The organism is Paraflavitalea soli (assembly GCF_003555545.1).
Taxonomy (GTDB): domain Bacteria; phylum Bacteroidota; class Bacteroidia; order Chitinophagales; family Chitinophagaceae; genus Paraflavitalea; species Paraflavitalea soli.
In genome coordinates, this window is record NZ_CP032157.1 from 4,482,795 (window position 1) to 4,504,612 (window position 21,818).

Sequence of the window (21,818 nt, forward strand, 5' to 3'; positions counted from 1 at the left end):
TTTATTTCTGGCAGCAATGAAAGTTCTTATTTATATACGATGAGGCGGCGATCGCCTTCCATCTTAAAATGTACTTCTGACACCCTTAGTGCCCTGATCAATGCATCGAGGGTCATATTGCGGCTCAGGCCGCCGACAAACCGTAAATCGGGAACGCCACTTTGATACACTACTTCTATATTATACCAACGCTCGAGTTGCTTCATCACTTTATCGAAGGCTATATTTTCGAGGTTGAAGTAACCGTTCTTCCAGGCAATAGCGGCCTCGCTTTGGTTATTGGCGATAGACAATAGTTGTTTGCTGTTGTCTATATTGGCTTGCTGGCCAGGCAATAGAATGGCAGACAAGGGATGGCTATTGACTGCCTGGGGCACGATGGTAGAATTGACCTTAACGCTGCCTTCGATGAGGGTGGTCTTTTCTATCTCCTCATTCTCATAAGCATTTACATTAAAGGCGGTACCCAATGCCTGGATCTGCTGGTTCTTCGTTTGCACAATAAAGGGCCAGGTTTTATCATGGGCTACTTCTACATATACTTCACCGGTTATTTTTACTCTCCTCTCCTGCTTATTAAAGGCAATAGGATAGGTGATACTGCTGGCGGCATTCAACCATACTTTGGAACCATCGGGCAATACGAGTTGGAACTGCCTGCCCTTTGGGGTGGACATGGTATTGTAGGTCATTTCCTTTGGCTGTCCGGCAGCCTGATCAACACGGGGCTGGTAGATCACCTGGTTGTTGTGCAGGGAGATCTGTGCACCCTGCTGCTGGCCGATCACTCCATTGGCGGCACTGTCCAGCACGATCTGTTGTCCATCGGCCAGTGTCAATACAGCACCATCATGACCGGGTGGAATAGGGTCAATATTTTTGACTACTACACTATACGTTTTCTGTTGCTCCGGTTTCTTTTCGATCAATAACTTCCCTACCAACACGGAAGCTCCCAACAGGAGGATGGCTGCAGCGGCCCAACCCCAGCGAAAAGTGCGAACGGGGGTGTTGCCGGTAACGACGGGTTCGGCAGGCCACTGTTTAAGAATTTTATCGGCCAGTTGTTGTTTATCGGACAGGGTAAACGGCTCATCATCATCTTTGAGCTGATCCCAGATCTTTTCAATGATGGGCGCCAACTGTTCCTTGGTAGCACCGGCCTCCAATAATTGGATCAGCGCTGCCCTCTCCTGCGGCGTGGCTGTTCTATTGAACCACTTTATGTACAAATCCTCCAGCTTGGTATTGCCAGCCTGCATATAGAATAGGTTGTACATCGAGAGACAACGGAAAAAACAAAAAGGGGATATGGAAGGAAAATTATTTTTAGGGAAATCTTATTTAGAGCAGTCCAATGGGCGCTTTGGTAGATATGTATTTTTTTATGGATGCATTGGCGTACTGGAGGTATTTTTTGATGGCATCGCGCGATACGTGCATTTCGGTAGCAGCCTGTTCATATTTGAGGCCCCGCTTCCTGCAGAGGGTCCAGGCTTTCAATTGCTGGGGAGGCAGGAGTCCGACGGCTTCTTCGAGGAGGGTGAACAGGGTTTCCTGGTGTTGGGCTTCTTCTTCATCTGGTGGCTTGATGGCCTGCTGCCATTCCCATTCCTTGTTTTTTTCCCGTACCATTTTCTTAATGGCATTGAAGGCGTGGTTTCTGGCAACGATCAGTAAATAGGAACGAAAGCTGTGGAGATGGGCTAAGGTTTCTCTCGTGAGCCAGAGTTTTATGAAGATGTCCTGGACAATTTCTTCTGCCAGGGGTCTGTCTTCCAAATGTTGGTAGATGAATTTGAATACTAATCCGGAGTAATCGAGTACTAATTTTCTGAACGCCAACTCATCTCCTGCCGCAACCAGCAACAGCAGTTCTTTTTCATCGGTTGATTGATTGGGTATCACGCAGGGCAGGGTTGTTTGGTTGCACGAATAACAAATGGGTCAAAACAAATTTAGGTTAAATCATCAAAATGGGTGGGGTTTTCTGGACAAGAAAAGTTGAGAGATGCAGTATACAGAATCCAGAATTTAGAATCCAGAAGAATACAGGAGGCGGGGTTTGGGAGGAGTTAGGATTTAGGATTCTTTGTGTGTAGCTGGGTGATGGAGGGATGGCGGGTGCTGTGGAAGGGGGCCTGGTATGTAACGGGGATGCAAAGAATTACGGTCATGGCTGGCCATGCAGGTATGGAATAGCATGGAAAGGGCATCTTTCATATGTGGAGAATTTAGGATGTAGGATTTAGGATTTAGGATTCTTTATGTGTAGCGACGTAGTTGGTGTTTGATATTTCGGGTTCTTATGGGTAGCTGCGTGGTGGAAGGGGAAGTATGGAGCAAATTTTTGGTTTCCGGGTGATGGGGGCAGGTGGGGAGAAGGAAGGGATGTGTGGGAGGGTAAAATAAGCTGCCAGTACTATCTGGTACCTATGTTCTACGAAGGAGGTAGCTGTCTGGTGCGGCGGAGGGTCTCGCTAAAGTCCCGATAAGGTCCCGACAAGGTCTCGATAAGGTCCCGATAAGGGTCAGGCCAAAGGAGGATGAAATGGAGTGGATCCGGTGGGAGTAAAAACGTTTGTATTCAATATCTTATTCATAATCAATTAAATCCAATTTTATGGCAAAAACGGTATCTGCTATCTTCAAGTTCCAGGGAACGATTGAAGACTTTACTTTCGTTCACAGTCGCCGCTACAAACCTCATGTGCGTGCGCGTAAGCATTCCAAAACACCTTTTGTGATGACAGCTGCACTGGCGGAGAGCAAGGCCCGGATGCAGCAGTGTAACCAGTACGCGAAGCCTATATTTCAGGCGCTACGGACGGAATCGCACGATGGCGGGTTATGGTCGCGCCTGGTGAGCCGGTTGTTTGGCGAACTGAAAGCCGGTCGGTCCCTAAGCCTGGAATGCCTGCAAGGCTTTGAATGTAATTTACAACATCCGCTGGGGGAAGTGATCACGAACGGCTATGATCTTTCTGCAACGGAATCGCAAAATCAGTTGGGCATCTACGTACAGTTGCATGGGCATCCCAACGTAGAAGACAAGATGCCGCGGACGGGTTACCAGTTGCGGTTTGTAGCGATCATACCTGATGCTGAGACTGGCACGGTTCAGCAAATGGAGGTGTTGGGTCCGCTGACGAAATACAAGGATGAACTGGTGGCGCATGACCTGAAGATTGCGTTGCCGGGGAATGATGCACCTTATATTTTACTGATGGGTATTGTGCCGCATATGCAGGGGGAAGGACCTGCGCGGATCATGAGTGATTCGGGGATGAAGGTGGTGTGGGTGGGAGGAAGGCAAGCTGTGAGCCACGAGCTGCGAGCTGCGAGCGGAATACAGGAGGGGATAACGAATACAAAGAATGGAATAGTTGAAGTGGTTGACTTAGTCGCTACTAGTGCTGACAATGTGGTAGCAGGCGTGCCAGCTACGAGCGGAATACAAGTGTTGGAGGATTTGGCAGTGAAGGAAATAGAAAAAGGGCCGGAGCCCTTGGTGATAGAAACGGCCGGGTGCCTGGGGAAGGGCTTGGCGGCAGGTGCTGACCAGGAGGATGCGGCCTTGATACTGCATTTCAAAAGCGGCCTGGCGGGCAGCGCCGACAACGAAAACAGTGCACTGCTTAATCCCGATAGCCATCGGGACCATGGAGCTGCAAGTGGAAGCGACGAGGTAATACTTCATAACAAAACATTTCTACATGAAAAAATAACAGCAAAAGCTGACTGCAGTATTCAATGCGGCATGAGTGCAAGGCCAAAAAGGACCGGAATAAATGCGCGGATGGCTTTAGCCGAACCTGCGCACCGAAGCTGGTGCGGGATAGATCGATGCTGGCTGGTACCAAAGCTTTATGCCGGACCGTTTTTGGCGGCAAGTGGGGGGAAGGCAGCGAGGCGGCAAGTTATAGGACATCGAGGAAAAGACGCAGTTATCTTGCCTGGAGGTCACCTGGCTTCTATGGATGGACTTTCAACTGATGGGTGATTGGGCGGGCGAGGATGTGCGTTGGCGTAGGGTGGCATGCCGCATTATTTTGCCGGCGGTTTTTTGATGTTTTGGGAGGAAGTAGACCGGGGCGGAACGGGCTGCGGTTGGTGGAGGAGCAGTGGATAGGCGGTGTGCGCTTATGAGGAGGATTGTTGAAAAGGCACAAGGATGCCAGGCTGTGAGCCTACGGTGCATCCTTGCGCCAGTGTGGGTAACTACGCTGCAAAATCTGCCCTGCTGTTTGAGTCAATTACACTGGATTTTGTCGTCTATTACTGCATGCAAAGCCCTCTTAGGTTTAATGCTACAAAAATGTCATTTATAGAGTCTCTTTCAAAAGGAATCGAAACACCATAAAAATCTATTCCAGTTATATGTGGAATAATGTTTGGAGAAATGTCAAGGTTGCCGAGTTGCTTTGGAACTCTGGACATCAGCACAAAAGGATATTCCTGTCCTATTCTTATTCGTGGACAAGGGGTAGTATCTTTTAATGATACTATTTTGAACAACCCTGCATCTTTCTTGGCATATACAACAAAAACGTGCTTCACTGAATCAATTCTAATGACTTTATACTTGTCGCGAAAATCTGACAGGTTTATAGCTTTATTTTTAACACTTGTAGGTTCTTTTGTTGATTTACAAGCGAAGACAAAGCAAAAAAATAGAAAGGCTAGAATTATCCTTATCATTGTTATTTTGGTTTAAAAATAAGCTTATTGCATGATTCTCATGATTGGTCTTTCTCTTCCTTGGGCATCCACTGCATAAAACTCTGCACCCTGAATTACGCCTGGCAACATTCCAGGAGTTGGGAACCCCATCCTGTCCAAATACCTTGATCTTATTTCCCCTGATTGCTCAGTAGCTGCGCTGTGTGCAGCTTTATAGATTGGATTGGTTTCGCTCCCTACGCCTGCGGATACACGATTTAGCTGACTAATCAGAGCTCCCTGATAAGCCTCAGTTACTTCATGCAAAGTATTACCTCCGGGTCTCTCAAAGAGCTCATCAGCCCTTCTGAGTACAGCTGGATTTATTTCATTTTTTGCATGTACTTCTGGAACTACTTGTCCTACAGGATTGGTAGTTCTTTCTCCTGTTACTGTATTACCCATGAAAGCTCCTCCTATCATTAAATGCCCTGTTGACGTATAGATGCCGTTTATGGAGGCACTTACTTCCACTTTCACAGAATGATCATCGATTGCAGTTACCAATGCCGCCTAATGCCTTTTCGAAGATGAAATTTTAAGGAGAGGGAAGCGTTGATGAAATTATCCGGGAAGAATAATTCGGTTGCACTTTTGCCATTTGCAGATAAGCAGTGATCAAATACAGATCATGCCGACAATTGTTTCTCATAGACAGTCAGGTTTTGAGTTGGGTAAACGAAGAAAACACTAAAATTTAATTCTCAAAGCACAAACCTATAATTGTGCAGTTTTGGCCCATAACTGTGCAAATTGTGGCGATAAGTGTGTAAGACAGGATGCAGGAAAGCCTTAACAGGCCACAAAAAAAGAGGATGTATTGATACACCCTCTTTTTCTATTATATAAGCCAACTTAGTTTGTAATTCCCTTTCTATGGATTGGGGGCTGTATTGGGGTTGGCCTGGATCTCTGCGATGGGGATAGCGAATTGCCACCTTACGTCACCGGCAGGGATTTGCATGGTACCACCAACAGATGCAGAAACAAAATTGGGAACCACTGTTCTATCGAGCGCCTGGTTAAGACGTTTCAGGTCGTAGAAACGGAAACCTTCAGCCCAAAGTTCCACTCTTCTATGGATAAGTATCTCATCAACCAGGGCTTGACCGGTATTGGTACTTTTAACATAGTTGGGATCACGTTTTTGAACATAAGTGAACAGGATATTTTGTGCATCAGCCTCTTTACCGGCAGTTTTGGCATAAGCCTCTGCTGCAATCAGGTACATTTCTGACAAACGGATATAAGGAACATCGCCAATAGTGGGTGTTGTTCTGATAGCAAATTTCCTGCTCATATAAGGTTCACGTACGTAGGTAGAAAGTGGCAGGGGAAAGTTAGCTGCCGTAGGTGCAGGTTCCCACATCTTCTTTCTTACATCAGTGTTACTGATCAAGGCATACAAGGCAGAATTAATGCGTTTTGGCCTGGACCTTATATAAGTTGTATTACCATCGTAAGATATCTGTGCCAGATAAGAGCCGAAGGTATCGCCCTGATCGGCCTGCATATAAACACCCCAGATCCATTCGGGATTGGTAATATCATTAAACCCAGCCTGGTATTGAGCAGCGCTCATTAAGGAGAAACCACCAGCATCAATTACCTGTTTTGCGAGTGTAGCGGCAGCTACATAATCCTGCATGGTAAGGGCAACTCTAGCCTTGATCGCTTTGGCAGCCACCGCCGACAAATGCGATTTTGCGATACCAGAGGGAGTTGGGCTAGTACCAAACAGGGTGATGGCCTCATCCAGGTCTTTATTGATCTGTGTATACACTTCTTCAACGGTTGACCTTGGCAGTTTCAGATCTTTCGAATTTAATGGCATTGAAAGGCCTAACTGGCTATTGGGTTTGGTGGCGGCATCATATCTTTTTCCAAAGAGCTGCACGAGGTTGAAGTAGCTCCATGCACGCATAGCCAATGCTTCGGCCTTCAGAAGCTTTTTATCGCTATCAGGCCCTTCGGCCTTATCAATATTGTCTACAATCGCGTTAGCGTTACCAATACAGCGATAATAGAGCCTGAACGGATAAGAAACAAAGCCGCTGGCATCACTTCTTTGACTAACCCACCCACCAGTACCGGATCCTGCGGTGGTATACCAGGTAGCCTGCGCCTGGTGAAGATCTTCGCCCATGAAATCGAGCTGCAACATTACGCCACCATGTCCGGGCTGGTTTTGATCGGAATAACGGTTAAACAGATAACGATAAATACCGTTGATGACATTTTTAGCGTTGGCTGTTGTTGCAAAAATTGAAGCTTCTGAAGCTGAGCCTGTGGGCTCAGTATCCAGCATATCCTTTTTACAGGAAGAAAGCAGTATAGTAAATAGAGAAAAAGCAATTATAGTTGTTCTTTTCATAATAGTAAATTTAGAAAGTAACATTAATACCTGCGCTCAACAAACGATTGGGAACGTATACAGCGCTGTTAGTACCGTTGAAATTTTCCATCGGGTTCAACCCCTTGCGTTTTGAAAACACAAACAGGTTTTCACCAGAGATGTAGAATTTCAGCTGATCGCATTTGATCTTAGACAGCAATCCCTTGCTAAAGGCATAGGAAAAAGTAGCGTTGCGCACGGCCAGGTAAGATGCATCGATCAGGAACCTGTTGGATTGTGCGTTAAAGTTGGTAGAACCTGTGATATCAAATCTTGGGATATCAGAGATATCGCCAGGTTTTTGCCAGGATTTCAGCAAATCGGTACTCAGGGATTTACCGTAACCAGCTGTCATATACCCTACATAGTTACCATCATAAAATTTACCACCTACCTGGTAATTCAGGAGGAATGAAAAAGTGAAATTTTTATAAGATACTGTATTGGTCAATGAACCAAAAAACTTTGGAATAGCACTTCCTGAATAATCATAGCGGGCATTGGAAGGATTGGTCGTAAAGGAATCACCTTTGATAACCCTGATATCAGTTGTAGCAGTGGGCAATTTATAATACAATCCAGCACCATCGGCCGGGTCAACGCCATACCACTGCCTTAAGTAAAAGGCATAGAGGTCTTTACCCTGTTCAAGCCTCTTTGTTCCACTGGTAATAGCCTGACCATTCGGCAATTTGGTAATTTCATTCTTCAGGCTGGTGAAATTGACGGTCAGGTCCCATTTAACATCCTTACTCCGGATAATAGACGCATTGATCTGCGCTTCAATTCCTTTATTAGACATAGATCCGATGTTCTCTGTACGGGTAGTCACCATGGAGGATAAACCCTGAGGGACATCAAACAACAGATCAGAAGACCCCCTGTTAAATACTTCCACACTACCAGTGATGCGATTTTGCAGTACACCGAAATCAATACCCACAGTAAAAGTCTTGTTTACTTCCCATGTCAGATCGGGGTTAGCGAGTTTGCTGGCAAGGGCGCCGGGCTCAGCAGCATTGTTCCAGCCAAGATCATACAAAGGCTGGTATTCATAGTATGTGCTCAATCCATCATTACCCACGGTACCATAGGCTGCTCTTAATTTTAATTCGTTGAGCCAGGTAGCTGTTTTCAGGAAATCCTCCCGGGTTAAGAACCAGGATGCACCCACTGAATAGAAGTTACCCCAACGTGAATCGGGAGAGAACCGGGAAGAAGCATCTCTGCGATAAGAAAGGTCGAGGTAGTACTTTTGGTCGTAGCTATAGCTGGCACGGCTGAGGTAAGCATCTCTGCGTAACCTGTCGTACTGTCCTGAAACACCACCCAAGGTCACAAAGTTGATCAGCTCAACATTACCGTCGAGGTTCATACCCCTTCTGTTACCGCTAAAGGTATTCTCATCTACCCACTGGTTTTCATGGCCCAATAACACTTTAACCTCATGAGGTCCGAATGTTTGACCATAATTCAACAGTTGGTTCATTGAGATCGTTCTGTACTCATTGGCCGAACGCGAAGACGTACCACCACCGGTTACACCATCACCTACGATCTTGTTCTGGAAGGTTTTACCTCTTGTATTGTTCAGGTCAAGCCCCACATTGGTAGTAAAGGTGAAGTATTTCGCAAATTTACCTTCCAGGTATGTTCTTGCGATGATACTGTTCCTGGTTGACTGGTTGGTATTCAACTCGGTCTCATAGATCACGTGACGGCCGGGGTATGCACTTTGGGGTCTATTCACCGCACCTGGATGCAAACCGTAATCATACATAGGATTGCCTTTCGCATCATAAATGAGTGCACCTGAAGCATCATAAGCATGCACCGGATAAATGGGACCGATACCCCTTGCAAATACAAATGGGTTGATGATGCTGCTGGCATTGTCGGTAGTAGCGCTGGCATTATTAGCCTTCACCATCACACCACTCAAATTAAGCCCTACTTTCAACCAGCTTTTAGCCTGGCTATTCAATACCACCCTGGCAGTAGCTCTTTCGTAATCTGATTTCATTATAAATCCACCATCCTTGACATAGTTCAATGAAATATAATAATCACTTTTATCAGATTTGGAAGATACGTTCAAGGATACTTCATTCCTGCTGCCGTTATTGATGATACCATCAAACCAATCAAAATCATTGTACAGCAGTTGAGCATTAGGATTCAATTTACCATCGGTACCTACGATCTGATTGGCGGGAACATTGTAAGGATTGTACACCAACTGCGCGGCGATGGTATTGGAAGCTTGTGTAGCAGCTGCGCTTTCTGATAAACCACCGGTACCCGAAAGTGGATACATCAAACTATTCTTCAATGCTTGCCACATTAAGGGATAATAGTCGTTGGTACCTACGCGGTCATATTCAGGAATGCCTCTTTGGGAAAAACCTGAAGTGTAGCTCAGGTTCACTTTGGGAGCACCCATTTTACCTCTTTTGGTGGTAACCATAACTACGCCATTGGCAGCTCTGGCACCATATAAGGCTGTGGAAGAGGCATCCTTTAACAAGGTTACGCTTTCAATGTCGTTGGTATTCAGATCGCCAATATAGCCTTCATAAGGAAAACCATCCACTACAAAAAGCGGATCGTTGCTTGCATTGACAGATCCAAAACCACGGATGCGGATGGCAGCACTACTACCAGGCTGACCATTGCCTGAAGTGGTAGCAATACCAGGTGCAGCACCTGCAAGGGCCTGGGTAATGTTGGTTGTTAAGCGGGTTTCCAATTGCTCTGCACCAATTTTCGCAATGGAACCGGTAATGGAGCCCTTCTTCTGGGTACCATAGGCCACTACCACAATATCCTCCATTATCTTATCCTCAGCATTCAGCACTACAGATAAAATTGCAGCGGAAGTAATGGATACTTCTTTTGACTCCATGCCAATTGCTGAGACAACAAGAATTTTTGCATTTTGAGGAACTGTGAGGGAGAAGCTTCCATCGGTCTTTGAAGTTGTTCCTGTGTTTGTTCCTTTCACAGTAATGGAGGCACTGATAACCGGAGCGCCGGTATTATCAGTAATTTTCCCGGAGACGCTTTTTTGCGCCAACAATACCCCTGAAGATAACAGGAATAGTGTTAGCATTGCTAACATTTTTCTCATGCGCTAGTTTCGGTTTGTTTGGTTTATATAATCAGAGTCCTATAAAAGAATTGCAAGTCTAAGAAATGATTCCTAATAATTAACCCTTAGTTAACTAAAAGTTTAAATTTTAATCGGTTTTGAGCTTCTAATTCACGCAAAATTGATACCCGTCAACAAATTTATCCATATTATTATTCTTCCTATTGCGTAGTTTTATAATAGCACACGATAACTTTAACGGTATAGAAACTGATACAATGCAGGTCCAGCCTGGATTTGCGCAATATGAGGATGAGAACGGGATGGATCATTTCATTTTTGCTGTATATACTTTTGTATCATAACTGATCCTGATGACATCATTTTGCTGGTACTGATCATATAGACCCCGGAGATCATTAATCATTTCATCATAACCTGCATCATGCACAGCAGGCATATAGGAAGAAGAGAGCAGGCGGCCTTTCAAGCCATCGAAGTTGAAGCGTTGCTCGTTGGAGAATATTTTCAGTTGTACGGGCCAGGGAGCGAAGAATGCTGCGATATGTTCCAGGTCGATGTTGCGATGATCTACTTTCACGTAATCCCTGGCATGTTTTACAATCAATGCATCGTAGTCGATCTCAAATGCAGACCGCGTGTTCCGCTCATTCCACATCAAGACTACGAGCCCTTTTGCTTTTAATATGCGCTTAAATTCCAGTTTACATTTTTCGACATGGAACCAATGAAAAGCCTGTCCTGCTATGATAGCGTCTATGCTTTCGTTTTGCAAGGTGGTATTTTCGGCGGTAGCCAGCACAGGATGGAAGGCAGGAAAATGGCCCAACAACTCTTTGGCTTTGGTGAGCATGGCTTCATTGGGCTCTACGGCCCACACTTCATATGCTACCTGGAGAAATAAGGCAGTGGAGATACCGGTACCCGCTCCAATATCCGCGATGACCTTACCGGGCCACAAGGCAAATTGCTCCTGCAAATAAGTGACCAGTTCCACAGGATACTGGGGCCGGTATTTGACATAGTCCTCTACGCGGTTGGTAAATCTTTTAGTGCTGTCCATAGTAGTAAAGTTACCCAATCCTGCCGGGTTTAATGGGCAATGGCGGGGTACATTAATTTTGCCGGATCTATAATCTCCACTTATATTTGCAGGAGGTGGAAGGGCCGCCTGTTCCCACAAAAGATAAACTCACCCTATTATTTCTTCTATGATGGTTTGTTAATTTCCGCCAACAAGTGGGTGATTGGCCTACAGGAAATTATATGAACAAACTGAAACCCATACGGTTAAGGACATTAAAAATCCGCGCATCCTTTCTCCTCAAGGATATTCATACTCCATCTCCTGCTTCATTAGTGGCCGCTACTACGCTATGTAATATTCCTGTATTTGCCGGCAAAACTGCGCAATGGCTATTGGAGCACCCGGAAGCGGTGAAGTTAAAACATGCCTATCAGGCGATTGCGTGGGAAATGGGTTTCAACAGTTGGGACAGGCTTAAACACACGATCGTATTGAATGATTGTTTGTACAAACCTGGTGGTGTGGCTTATATCCATGCCTGGTTCAGGGACTATGGCACGGCCGAGGCTTATTTCAAACAACATGGGGGATTTTTGCTGGCATTCTGGAAAGATATTGTTGTTTGTGGCAAAGAGTATATTGAATGCCTGGAGCTGGATCAATATGGAGTTCATTGGCAACAGATCGGTTATAACTGGATAAAACCTGAAGCACAGGCTTCTTTCGAATTTCTGCAGCAGCAGGCAATACGTAATTACTTATCACAACAATAGGGATACAATGAGAAATTATTTAGGCAGGATGATCCTCCTGGTGGAGGACTATGACAAAGCATTTGAATTCTATCACAGGAATTTCGGTTTTGGGAAGATATTTGAACTTACCACGGATGTAGGTCAAAGGTTCCTGCATATAGGCTCAGGAGCTACGGGCGAAGCGGGCATCTGGTTCCTGCAAGCCGAAGGGAAAGTGCAACAAAGCAGGATCGGTAACCAGGTGGGCGAACAACCTGCGATGGTTATTTATACTTCGAACCTGACGGAGTTGTATCAACAGTTACAAGAAAACGGTGTAAAGATCAAAACAGCGCCTGTTATTACACCGGGTTATTCATTCCTTCACTGTTATGATCTTTATGGAAATGAGATCGTAGTGGTAGAAATGGCGTAGCTTATTTTACCTGCTCAAAGAAGAAAACGCCTTTCTTGTTGGAGACAATGATATCCAATAACTGATCCTTATTGATATCCTGTACTACAAAGGCATTGCCGATGCCTGAGTTGTTGTCTATTTCATGGGGGATCCAGCGGGGTGTTTTGCCAGGCTGGCATTCAAACCAATAGAGTACAGCGGGTTCAGCAGCGCCGGGGTCCTTTTCATTGTGTGCACCAAAACGCTTTCCGGTAATAAGATCAGGGTGGCCATCACCATTGATATCTTCCATGGCCATTGCGTGGGATTGGGAAAACTGTTTACTGATCTCATGGGTGGTCCAGGTGGTCTCTCCCCTGTCGTTTTTCTGCTGCTCATGCCACCATATGCCATAATCGTGGGCGGAAGAACTCATGATATCTGCATCACCATCCTGGTCTACATCAAGTACAAACATATTGGCACAATCCTCACCGAGGTTGGCCGGGTGAAATATCCAGTTGGGTTGCCTGACATCGGCCGGAGACTCCCACCAACCGCTTTTTATGATCACATCTTTTTTCCCATCGAGGTTTACATCACCCCAACCTACTCCATGTGTATAGCGGTGGGTAGCACGCAGGCTATCGTTGCTGATGGTAAAACGCTGCCAGTTGGTATCGCCTTTTGCCGAGGGCGACTTTAACCAGATCACTTCTTTTTTAAAGGCATCATTGCAAATGATGTCCTTTCTTCCATCGAGGTCAACATCCACGAACAGGGGCGTTTCAATGCCGGCTGATGGCAGTATGAGGTGGCTTTTCCAAATGGCATTCGCTCCCTTTGGATTTTCATACCAGCGGCAAGCTTCACCGGGCACGTCGAAGCGTATCAGGTCGGCCCAGCCATCATTGTTGACATCCATACAAAAGTTGAGGAAGGTAGTGCTGTATCCTTTCACGGGATTCAACGTATCGGCATGGAGCAGGTGGCGCTCCCAGCGGGGGGCCTCATACCAATAATGACCGGCAAGGATATCGATACGGCCATCCTTATTGACATCACCGGTAGCAGCGCCTTCGGATACAAAGACGCTGCTTACGATGTGTTTTTTAAAAGTGCCAGTTGATTGCTTATGCTGTGCGGTTTGTGCATGACTGTCCATGAACACGATGATGAACATATATGCAGCAAGCATCGGATAGTAATGGTTGGGCGCTCTCATTACTTAAAAATAAGCATAATGTACGGCACTATGGCTTGATGAAAAAGGGAATATTGGCGGTGGCTACGTTGTTGTTGCCATCTGTTATATATACAAATAAACGGTAAGGGCCTTCCTTTTCAGGGGTCTTCAGGGCTACCTTGCCTTCTCCACGGGCAGTGATCAACCCATCTATAGGTTTGGGCCTCGCCTCGAAATCGCCGCCTTCGCTCAATTGGGTGGGCTCGGGCAATACTTCCCAACGCCAGGAGAGTTTATCGTTATCGGGGTCCATGGCCACGGCCAGTGCGGTGTAACTGGTACCAGGCTTCAGGTATATATTGTCAAGGGCCTTCCTGTTGTCCAATTGCAAAGAATACAAATGGGGGGCTTTATTTTGGGGCCAGTTGCGGGACCAGAGGTATTGCATCACATCTACCACTTCGGACTCCTCTCCTTTATCGGTAAACACGCCATACCAGGTGGGGGTACGTTCCTGTTTTTGTCCCCAGAGGAAAACATAGGAGCCGAGGCATTTTTCTCTATCGCGTTCTACTGAATATTCATACCTGCTTTTATAGACAGCGGCCTTTTCGCTACTCGTTTCTTCAATAGGCGATTTCCACGCTGTTTGCAAGCCTTCCCAATGACCAGTAGGACCCCATTCGGTAACGAGGTAGGCGCCTTCCCAACCTGACTGGCGGATGGTTGCGGGCAAACCGGCCAGACCGCCATAGGTATTCACGGATAACAAGTCGATATCTGTGGACCTGACCTTGATAAGATCAACAAGGCCCTTATTGATGCCTGCAAACACGGTAGTGGTGGGGTGATTGGGATCAGTGGCATGTATCATTTTTGAAATATCATTCACTGCATCCCACACTTTGGGATTCTTGTATTGGAGGTTCAATTCATTGCCGATGCCCCAGGCGAGTAAGGCGGGATGGTCTTTGTATTTCAATACCTCTTCACGCAAGCGGTCGAGTTGTTTTTTTACGGCTGCGGTATCATCATAATTAAAGCCATGGCGTTCACGGGCGACATCGAGCCCCAGCAACACGGTCAATCCGTATTTCTGTGCTGAGTCAAGCACGTTTTGGGCACCACGGGTACCCCAAGTTCTGATGGAATTACCGCCATAGGCAGCGATCCGGGCAGGATAGGCGCTTCCGCCTGCGCCTTTCACAAAATAGAGTTGACCGCCTCTGTATAACTGATAACCTTCGGCGGTTTTGCGGAGTTCGGTTTTGATGGAGGTATTTGCTGATTCCAGTTTTCCGGGTTGTGCCTGCAAGGCCGCCAGGAGGAAATACAAGGAGAGGGTAAGGATGCTTTTCCTTTTCATACTAATTTAGAATTAATTGTCATTTTTACTGATATAATGACCCTACGTCTTTTATTCTCCTTCGCTCAAAGGTAGAAGGGCAACGTTGTAATAAAGGGTTCAAATCCAGGCAGTAAAATTAGGCATCCTGGTACTGGCAGGGAAATATCGGACTACATCATCACTACGTCAACGTAGAAATGACGTAAAATAATGGCTGGTGTATTGCTTTTTACTACTTCAATACTACATCCAGGAGGGAAGGAATGCATAGATCAGGGTGAGCTGCGCTGAAGCCGTCTTCGATAAACACCTTGAAGCACAGCCACGTGGAGGGTTGCCCCTACAGGTCAAATGAACTTGCTGACATTCATTGCTACAAAGCGGCAGCCCCTAACGGGGCACGAATACCCTTCGACAGTCCTTCCAGGGTCTTAGAATACAGGGAGACAACCGACAGGTTATTGAAAGCTCCAACGTTCGCGGCCTACTTCGGCGAAGGCAGGGAGTTCGCCTGCATTGCGTGCCGGCGGTTCTACACCCATCAGGTGCTTGACAAAGAAATCGCGTTTCCGCATGCGGCCATATACGCCGCCATCGCTGTGGCCCATGCCGGGTATGGAGAGGAGGTCGAAATTCTTGCCTGCTTTGATCAGGGCATCGGCTACGCGGTAAGTAGATTCGGGGGGCACATTGGTATCGGCCTCTCCCACTATCAGCAACAGGTTGCCCTGCAATTTTGCTGCGTTGGTGACGTTGGATTGTTCCTCATAATGTTTGCCAACAGGGTATCCCATCCATTGCTCGTTCCACCATTGCTTGTCTACGCGGTTATCATGACAACCGCAGGCGGATACAGCGGCTTTGTAAAATTCGGGATGAAAGAGGAGGGCGCCTGTGGAGCTTTGGCCACCGGCAGAAGTGCCATAAATACCTACGCGCTCTGCATCCACATAAGGATATTTTTGCGCCAGGGCTTTGATCCATAATATCCTGTCGGGGAGACCGGCATCGGCCAGATTTTTCCAGCATACATCGTGAAAAGCTTTGGAGCGGTTGGCGGTACCCATGCCATCTATCATGACGACAATGAATCCCAGTTCGGCCAGGCTTTGCATTTCGCTATAAGGAACGAAGTTCTTCGGCACAAATGCATCGTGCGGACCTGCATAGATATTCTCCAGCACGGGGTATTTTTTGGAAGGATCATAATCTGAAGGTTTGCTTACAATACCCCAGATATCGGTAACGCCGTCCCTGGCTTTGGCTACAAATACTTCGGGTGGACTTACGCCTGCCCGCTTATACAGGGAAAGGTCGGCTTCTTCGAGTAACATGATCTCTTTGGCATCGGCAGTGCGGGCCAGTATGGTCCTTGGTGCTATGTTGACCTGTGACCAGGTATCGATAAAATATGTCTTGTCATCAGAGAATGCCAGGGTATGGTTGCCGGCAGCTGGCGTAAGGGATTTCAGGTTCTTACCATCGAAACCTATGCGGTAATAATGAATATTGTAAGGGTCTTCGCCGGCCTGCATGCCACTGGCCCGGAACCATACTTCTTTCTTAACGGGGTCAATGCTGTCCACACCACGTATCACCCAATTGCCCCGGGTAACGGGCTGTTCTTTGCCGGTAACGAGGTCAACGAGGTAAATATGGTTCCACCCTTCTTTTTCGGAAGTGCGAATAAGTTGATTGGTAGGGCTAAGGTAGCTGGTGAAATTGCGGGTGTTATAAATGAAGGTACTGGTCTTTTCATCCACCACATTGCGGGTAGTAGCATTGTCTGCATCGACCTCGATAACACGGAAACGCTGGTGACCCCGGTCCATTTTCTCATAGGTAAAATAACGGGCATTGCCACTACGCCAGGTAAGTGCCGGGGCATTTAAGAAATCAACAGGCCCGGTATTTATCTTAACAGCTTTTTTTGATGACAGTTGAAAAAGCCAGGGGGTGTAGATGGTCCATGGATCGCCAGGTTGTTTGTAAGATTGGGAGCGCAATTGTCCGCGCATGGTGCCGGGCAATGAAGTGAGAATATAATAGACTGATGAATCTCTTACTGTATTGATATGGTAACCTGCGAGGTATTTGCTATCGGGACTCCAGTATATAGTGCCGTAGGGCTTTTCGGGTGTACCATCTGTGGTAAACTGAATGGGTGTGCCTCCGGCAGCAGGTTTCACCACCAGGTTGCCTTTTTCGATATATGCCTCCCATTGTTTGTCGGGTGAAGTACTGCCATTGGGAAAAGGATTATTCTGCCGGCCCCGGAAGGCTCCGGGTGTATTGCCTGCAGGCGGGGCCAGCATGGGTGTTTTGGCACAAACATGGGAATTGCGTTCGCATTGCACGCGTTGTCCCTGTACGGTAAAATATAGGAAAGGTTTACCGACTGGTATATCAATGTTGCTAAGGGACGGTCTGAGTGAGTCGATGGTGATCCCTATCTGCTGCAATCCTTCGGCCAGGCGCTGCCGGTGAAACAAGGGTTGCTTTTTTCCTTTCACGGCATCCACATAGATATACTCCTGCACACTATCCTTCAGGAGGTTTTGGTACCAGGCTGTTTTTCCACCCGGCAACCAGGAGATGGTGACGGTAGATTTGAACACGGCATTTTTGGTAGCACTGTCAATCCGTGCTGCGCGCAGGTAGCGCTGTACCATTGCTTCGTGGGAAGGTTGGAAACGGGTTACTGTTTGCGCAGTGAGGGGCCGGTTGAACAGTGTAACAGCCATCAGGATGACAGGAACTATTTTATGCATACAGGGAGGTACTTTATCTGCCATAAAATTATCACTAATAAGCAGGCGGGGCTTTACCAATATTACCGGTTTCTGAACATATACAACCACACGCCTGCGAGGGTAAGTGCAGCACCTGTTATCTGCCATATATGTAGCTGTTCGCCCAGGAAGGCTACAGCGATCAGGGCTCCTACTACGGGGTCCATGTTGATGAATACGCCGGCCTGGGTAGCTGAAATATGCTGCAAGGCGCTGTTGAACCAGATATAACCGAGGGCGGACGGGAAGATACCCATGTAGAGAATGGCGGCCCAGGCTTGCCAGGAGATGGCTGGCCAGGACTGGTCTTTCATTTCATAGATCACAGCGGGAATGAGTAAGATAGTGCCTATGATGGAGAGGCGGGTAATGAGCCATATTGGATCGGTGGAAGCAAGCTTCTTTGACACTACGGTATAGATGGCCCAGCAAAGCACAGCAGCGATCATCAACAGGTTGCCCATGATGGTATTATTACCGGATGCACTGGCCTGACCTGTAAAACCAATGAGTACCACACCGGTCACGGAAATGAAGATGCCCACTATTTGCCAGGGTTTCAACCTTTCCTTTAAAAATATGGCGGCCAGTATGGCGGTTGAGATGGGAATGAATCCCTGTATCAATGCGCCTGCAGCAGCAGAAGTTTGTTGCAGGGAGAAGTTGAAGAACACATAATACAGTGTAACACCGGTTAGTGACAATGTGAGTATGGACGCCCATTTATCCTTCATGGTCTCCTGAACAGGTGTTTTGCGTGTATAGGAAATTATCAGCAATGCAAGAATAGCTACCGCAAAGCGCAGGAAGGCAAACAATATGGGGGGCATGGTGGCTACCACACTGCGGGTGATGGCATAAGAACTGGACCAGGCCAGCAGGGCGAGCAGGAGCTTTAACAGGGAGCGATTTTTTTGTGTCATGGCTACTTAAAACTAACACTTTCATCGCTCTCCTGTAGCTGCTACTTACGAAATTTGTTATATATATTTCAACCACCAGTTAGTATGGGTGGCCTTGTATTGACCAAACCACACGCAGGGCTTATACAAAATGGCCACTACGGCAATCCAGATCAGGTATACTTCCCAGAGGTTGACACCGGACCTGATATTAGCAGGCCTGCCGAATGTGCCGGTTGTAAATTGCATTTGCGCCCAGGTAATTCCCTGTGACCACAACACGAGGAACATGATGATGTGAATAAGGTAAAAATGGAGGAGGAAATAGAATAAGGGCACTTTCCCATATCGCAACACGATGGCTGCCAAGCTGCCTTGCACTTGTTCGGCAAGTGCCAGTATCAGGAACATAATCCCCAATGTAACCAGGCAGAACAGGAGTGACGGGGGATACTTGGTAATGTTCATGAATGACAAAAATGTATACACGCCGTTCTTTTGTGCAGACCAGGGTATCGGGTCGCCATAAATATTGATGAACCTAATGACCACAAATAACAGTAAAGCAATCAATGCTGTGCGCAGGAATATTTTCTTCCTGGTGGTGCTATCCAGCTCAAAGAATTTTCCGGTAGCAAAACCAAGGAGCATGATACCCAGCCAGGGAATGGGCGGGTAAGCTACCAGGAAGGTACGACCACCGCCTATGGGGAATAAGCCAGGACCGAAAAAGGGATTGATAACAGGGGCCACTATTGAGTCTTTGTCAAATGGGATGATGGCTAACAGATTGTGGCAACCTATGATGAGGAGCCCAAGGATGCCTATTGTTTTCCACGACCATTTGCTCATGAAAGAAAGCATGATGAAGCCAAACCCGATGGCGGCGATGACCTCAAAAATAAAGGAGTGGAAGCCGGGGTCGAAGTAGAGCCCGAAATTGACCAGGGTAAATTCCAGCAGGATGAGGTAGAGGCCACGCTTCCACAGGAAGCGCCTGCTTTGCCGGAGGTTGGCGCTACGCTGTAATGACAGGAAGGCGGACGTACCTGATAAGAAAACAAATATGGGTGCGCACAGGTAGGTGATCCAGCGTGTGAAAAACAATACGGGCGTGGTAGTGGACAGGTTGGTAGGGCTTTGGGTAATGGCATCTACGTGGAGCAGGTCGCGCACATGGTCGAGGGCCATGATGATCATGACAATGCCCCTGGTAAAATCTATGCTGTGAATCCTTTTCATGGCCTGGTTTGTTGTTTTGGAATTTAAGGGATTGGTTTGTTATGCTGCTCAAAATTGCAGGGAATTATTGTGTTGTGGTTGTAATACAACCTGCATTCCGGCAGGTTGACAGGCAAAATCGCCCGTTTGAAGGGGTGTTGGGGATTTTGGCTAAATTGGATGATTATTATTGCTATTGATGAAAAGGCTGGCAGGTAAATATCGATTGAAAGAAGGGCTTGTGATCGCTTTGTTCTTTCCGGCAGCTTTGGCACTTTCGGATAGCAGCGGTACGAACACGGTGCTTCACTTTGTGTCTTCGTTCCTGATCATTTTTTCTCAATGGTGCATGAACTTTGGGTTGGTTGATTTTAGGAACCGCCGGTTATCCACGCTCTACCCCAGGATCATCCTTTCTTATCTTTTCTCGGTCCTGATCTATATCTGTATCGGGCTGTTGCTGGACCTCACGGGCAAGCTGCTTTCCACAGCGAGGGGGAACTGGGGACATTCGTTCAGTTCCTGGTTCTATATATGCCTCACGATATGGCTGTTCAATACGCTTATTCTATTGATCAAACACGCTTTTGACAGTCATGCGGAGAAAAGGGATATGGTGCTGGAGAATGAGTTGCTGAAGCGGGAGAACCTGAATGCGCAACATGAAGCGCTTAAGCAACAGGTGAACCCGCATTTCCTGTTCAATTCCTTAACGACCTTAAAGTCCTTAACGAAATATGATCCCAAACAGGCTATTGATTTTATCGGGGAACTGGCGGCGGTATACCGGTATATGCTGCAGCACCAGGACAAAAATATCGTGACGCTTGGTGAAGAGCTGGATTTCATGCGGTCGTACCTGTACTTGTTGCGGATCAGGTTTGGGGAGGCCATCAGTACAGAGATCCAGGTGCCGGAGATAGGGCTGGGACATACCATGCCGCCCAATACGTTGCAATTGCTGGTAGAGAATGCAGTCAAGCACAACAGCTTTTCCCTGAAAAAACCGTTGTGCATTTCCGTTTTTATGACGGGGGATTACCTGGCTGTAAAAAACAACCTGCAACTCAAACCAGGGGAGCCGGTCTCCTCCCGGCTGGGACTGACGAATATCAGCCGCCGCTATGTATTGTTAAAGGGGAAAGATATAATTGTACAAAAAGATGAATATGATTTCCAGGTCTTACTACCCATCCATTAAGATATGACGATCCTTATCATAGAAGACGAAGTACAAACTGCCAGGGACCTGCAGGAAACGATCGTTGCTTTGCGGCCATCGTTCAGCATTGCCGGTGTTATAGACAGCGTGGAAACGGGGCTTGAATGGTTTGAACAGCACGCACAGCCGGACCTTATCTTTTCAGATATTCAACTGGGTGATGGACTGGCCTTTGATATTTTCCGACAGGTGCGTCTGGCATGCCCGGTGGTCTTCTGTACAGCCTATGATCAATACGCGATCCAGGCATTTCGTAATAATGGTATTGATTATTTATTAAAACCGCTTGATGAGCAATTGTTGAAACAATGCCTGGATAAGATCCACCTGCTCTTGCAAAAACCAGCTGCCAATACTTCCCTGCCCGATCTTACGGAACTGCTGAAAGCCATTTCCGGCACGCACAAGTCTTATAAATCTACTTTCCTGGTCTCTTACCGCGAAAAACTGATCCCGGTAAATATTGATGATATCCTGTTCTTTCGTGTGGCGGGTGAAGTAGTAGAGTTATTCACGAAAGATAACCAGCAATACCGCATGGCTGAGGCGCTCGACCACCTTGAATCGCTTGTTGATCCGGCGCTTTTTTACCGGGCCAACAGGCAATACCTGGTGGCTTTTAAAGCGATCCGGGAAGTGGAAATATATTTCGAACGGAAGCTATTGGTAAAGCTGGTTCAACCTACGGCAGATCCTATCATTATCAGTAAAGCAAAGGCCACTGATTTTTTGACCTGGATGGAAGGGCACTAGCAATATC

At 46.9% G+C, this 21,818-nt stretch carries 17 protein-coding genes; 5 read left to right on the plus strand and 12 right to left on the minus strand.

All coding sequences use genetic code 11. The features are described from left to right. Positions 1–26: 26 nt before the first annotated feature. Together D3H65_RS16730 and D3H65_RS16735 are read right to left on the minus strand one after the other, a co-directional pair. Positions 27–1,262: a FecR family protein gene (locus tag D3H65_RS16730; RefSeq protein WP_162915672.1), complete on the minus strand. Its 1,236-nt coding sequence runs from the start codon at positions 1,260–1,262 to the stop codon at positions 27–29. Between the two features lie 82 nt (positions 1,263–1,344). After that, positions 1,345–1,908, minus strand: a complete 564-nt coding sequence (locus tag D3H65_RS16735; protein ID WP_162915673.1) for an RNA polymerase sigma factor — start codon at positions 1,906–1,908, stop codon at positions 1,345–1,347. 715 nt (positions 1,909–2,623) lie between these two features. Between D3H65_RS16735 and D3H65_RS16740 the strand changes: the two genes are divergently transcribed. Then, the gene (locus tag D3H65_RS16740; protein WP_119051405.1) at positions 2,624–4,003 is read left to right on the plus strand and encodes a hypothetical protein; all 1,380 of its coding nucleotides are present in this window, start codon (positions 2,624–2,626) and stop codon (positions 4,001–4,003) included. 275 nt (positions 4,004–4,278) lie between these two features. Here the strand turns inward: D3H65_RS16740 and D3H65_RS16745 are convergent, their stop codons facing one another. The 5 genes from D3H65_RS16745 to D3H65_RS16765 form a co-directional block, all read right to left on the minus strand. Continuing rightward, positions 4,279–4,701: a hypothetical protein gene (locus D3H65_RS16745; RefSeq protein ID WP_119051406.1), complete on the minus strand. Its 423-nt coding sequence runs from the start codon at positions 4,699–4,701 to the stop codon at positions 4,279–4,281. Positions 4,702–4,725: 24 nt separating this feature from the next. Next, positions 4,726–5,229, minus strand: a complete 504-nt coding sequence (locus D3H65_RS16750) for a hypothetical protein (RefSeq protein ID WP_162915674.1) — start codon at positions 5,227–5,229, stop codon at positions 4,726–4,728. Between the two features lie 367 nt (positions 5,230–5,596). After that, a complete protein-coding gene (locus D3H65_RS16755; RefSeq protein ID WP_119051408.1) occupies positions 5,597–7,096 on the minus strand; it encodes a RagB/SusD family nutrient uptake outer membrane protein in 1,500 nt (499 codons plus the stop codon). 10 nt (positions 7,097–7,106) lie between these two features. Further along, complete coding sequence (locus tag D3H65_RS16760) at positions 7,107–10,229, minus strand: SusC/RagA family TonB-linked outer membrane protein (protein ID WP_162915675.1); 3,123 nt, start codon at positions 10,227–10,229, stop codon at positions 7,107–7,109. Between the two features lie 307 nt (positions 10,230–10,536). Beyond that, positions 10,537–11,292, minus strand: a complete 756-nt coding sequence (locus D3H65_RS16765; protein ID WP_119051410.1) for a class I SAM-dependent methyltransferase — start codon at positions 11,290–11,292, stop codon at positions 10,537–10,539. A gap of 203 nt (positions 11,293–11,495) precedes the next feature. Between D3H65_RS16765 and D3H65_RS16770 the strand changes: the two genes are divergently transcribed. Both D3H65_RS16770 and D3H65_RS16775 read left to right on the plus strand, forming a co-directional pair. Continuing rightward, complete coding sequence (locus D3H65_RS16770) at positions 11,496–12,029, plus strand: hypothetical protein (RefSeq protein WP_119051411.1); 534 nt, start codon at positions 11,496–11,498, stop codon at positions 12,027–12,029. Positions 12,030–12,036: 7 nt separating this feature from the next. After that, the gene (locus D3H65_RS16775) at positions 12,037–12,426 is read left to right on the plus strand and encodes a VOC family protein (RefSeq protein WP_119051412.1); all 390 of its coding nucleotides are present in this window, start codon (positions 12,037–12,039) and stop codon (positions 12,424–12,426) included. 1 nt (position 12,427) lies between these two features. On the opposite strand, the gene D3H65_RS16780 is transcribed toward D3H65_RS16775, so the two are convergent. From D3H65_RS16780 to D3H65_RS16800, 5 genes are all read right to left on the minus strand, one after another. Further along, positions 12,428–13,585, minus strand: a complete 1,158-nt coding sequence (locus tag D3H65_RS16780) for an FG-GAP repeat domain-containing protein (protein WP_162915676.1) — start codon at positions 13,583–13,585, stop codon at positions 12,428–12,430. Positions 13,586–13,640: 55 nt separating this feature from the next. Continuing rightward, entirely contained in the window at positions 13,641–14,939 is a 1,299-nt protein-coding gene (locus D3H65_RS16785; RefSeq protein ID WP_119051414.1) for a glycoside hydrolase family 2 TIM barrel-domain containing protein, read from the minus strand. 440 nt (positions 14,940–15,379) lie between these two features. After that, positions 15,380–17,692, minus strand: coding sequence for a S9 family peptidase (locus D3H65_RS16790; protein ID WP_119054546.1), 2,313 nt, complete (start codon positions 17,690–17,692; stop codon positions 15,380–15,382). Positions 17,693–17,754: 62 nt separating this feature from the next. Beyond that, positions 17,755–18,636, minus strand: coding sequence for a DMT family transporter (locus tag D3H65_RS16795; RefSeq protein WP_119051415.1), 882 nt, complete (start codon positions 18,634–18,636; stop codon positions 17,755–17,757). 57 nt (positions 18,637–18,693) lie between these two features. After that, positions 18,694–19,857 carry a DUF1624 domain-containing protein gene (locus tag D3H65_RS16800; protein ID WP_119051416.1) on the minus strand — a complete coding sequence of 388 codons (1,164 nt, stop codon included), beginning with the start codon at positions 19,855–19,857 and terminating at the stop codon, positions 18,694–18,696. 178 nt (positions 19,858–20,035) lie between these two features. On the opposite strand from D3H65_RS16800, the gene D3H65_RS16805 reads away from it, so the two are divergent. After that, positions 20,036–21,037: a sensor histidine kinase gene (locus D3H65_RS16805; protein ID WP_119051417.1), complete on the plus strand. Its 1,002-nt coding sequence runs from the start codon at positions 20,036–20,038 to the stop codon at positions 21,035–21,037. Positions 21,038–21,040: 3 nt separating this feature from the next. Further along, entirely contained in the window at positions 21,041–21,811 is a 771-nt protein-coding gene (locus D3H65_RS16810; RefSeq protein WP_119051418.1) for a LytR/AlgR family response regulator transcription factor, read from the plus strand. Positions 21,812–21,818: the final 7 nt, after the last annotated feature.

Excerpts from the sequence above, each read along its gene's own strand:
- D3H65_RS16770 (WP_119051411.1), top strand. The coding sequence starts at position 11,496 with ATGAACAAACTGAAACCCATACGGTTAAGGACATTAAAAATCCGCGCA.
- D3H65_RS16780 (WP_162915676.1), bottom strand. The coding sequence starts at position 13,585 with ATGCTTGCTGCATATATGTTCATCATCGTGTTCATGGACAGTCATGCA.
- D3H65_RS16760 (WP_162915675.1), bottom strand. The coding sequence starts at position 10,229 with ATGCTAACACTATTCCTGTTATCTTCAGGGGTATTGTTGGCGCAAAAA.
- D3H65_RS16795 (WP_119051415.1), bottom strand. The coding sequence starts at position 18,636 with ATGACACAAAAAAATCGCTCCCTGTTAAAGCTCCTGCTCGCCCTGCTG.
- D3H65_RS16745 (WP_119051406.1), bottom strand. The coding sequence starts at position 4,701 with ATGATAAGGATAATTCTAGCCTTTCTATTTTTTTGCTTTGTCTTCGCT.
- D3H65_RS16740 (WP_119051405.1), top strand. The coding sequence starts at position 2,624 with ATGGCAAAAACGGTATCTGCTATCTTCAAGTTCCAGGGAACGATTGAA.
- D3H65_RS16805 (WP_119051417.1), top strand. The coding sequence starts at position 20,036 with ATGAAAAGGCTGGCAGGTAAATATCGATTGAAAGAAGGGCTTGTGATC.
- D3H65_RS16785 (WP_119051414.1), bottom strand. The coding sequence starts at position 14,939 with ATGAAAAGGAAAAGCATCCTTACCCTCTCCTTGTATTTCCTCCTGGCG.
- D3H65_RS16730 (WP_162915672.1), bottom strand. The coding sequence starts at position 1,262 with ATGCAGGCTGGCAATACCAAGCTGGAGGATTTGTACATAAAGTGGTTC.
- D3H65_RS16755 (WP_119051408.1), bottom strand. The coding sequence starts at position 7,096 with ATGAAAAGAACAACTATAATTGCTTTTTCTCTATTTACTATACTGCTT.
- D3H65_RS16810 (WP_119051418.1), top strand. The coding sequence starts at position 21,041 with ATGACGATCCTTATCATAGAAGACGAAGTACAAACTGCCAGGGACCTG.
- D3H65_RS16800 (WP_119051416.1), bottom strand. The coding sequence starts at position 19,857 with ATGAAAAGGATTCACAGCATAGATTTTACCAGGGGCATTGTCATGATC.
- D3H65_RS16790 (WP_119054546.1), bottom strand. The coding sequence starts at position 17,692 with ATGCATAAAATAGTTCCTGTCATCCTGATGGCTGTTACACTGTTCAAC.
- D3H65_RS16775 (WP_119051412.1), top strand. The coding sequence starts at position 12,037 with ATGAGAAATTATTTAGGCAGGATGATCCTCCTGGTGGAGGACTATGAC.
- D3H65_RS16765 (WP_119051410.1), bottom strand. The coding sequence starts at position 11,292 with ATGGACAGCACTAAAAGATTTACCAACCGCGTAGAGGACTATGTCAAA.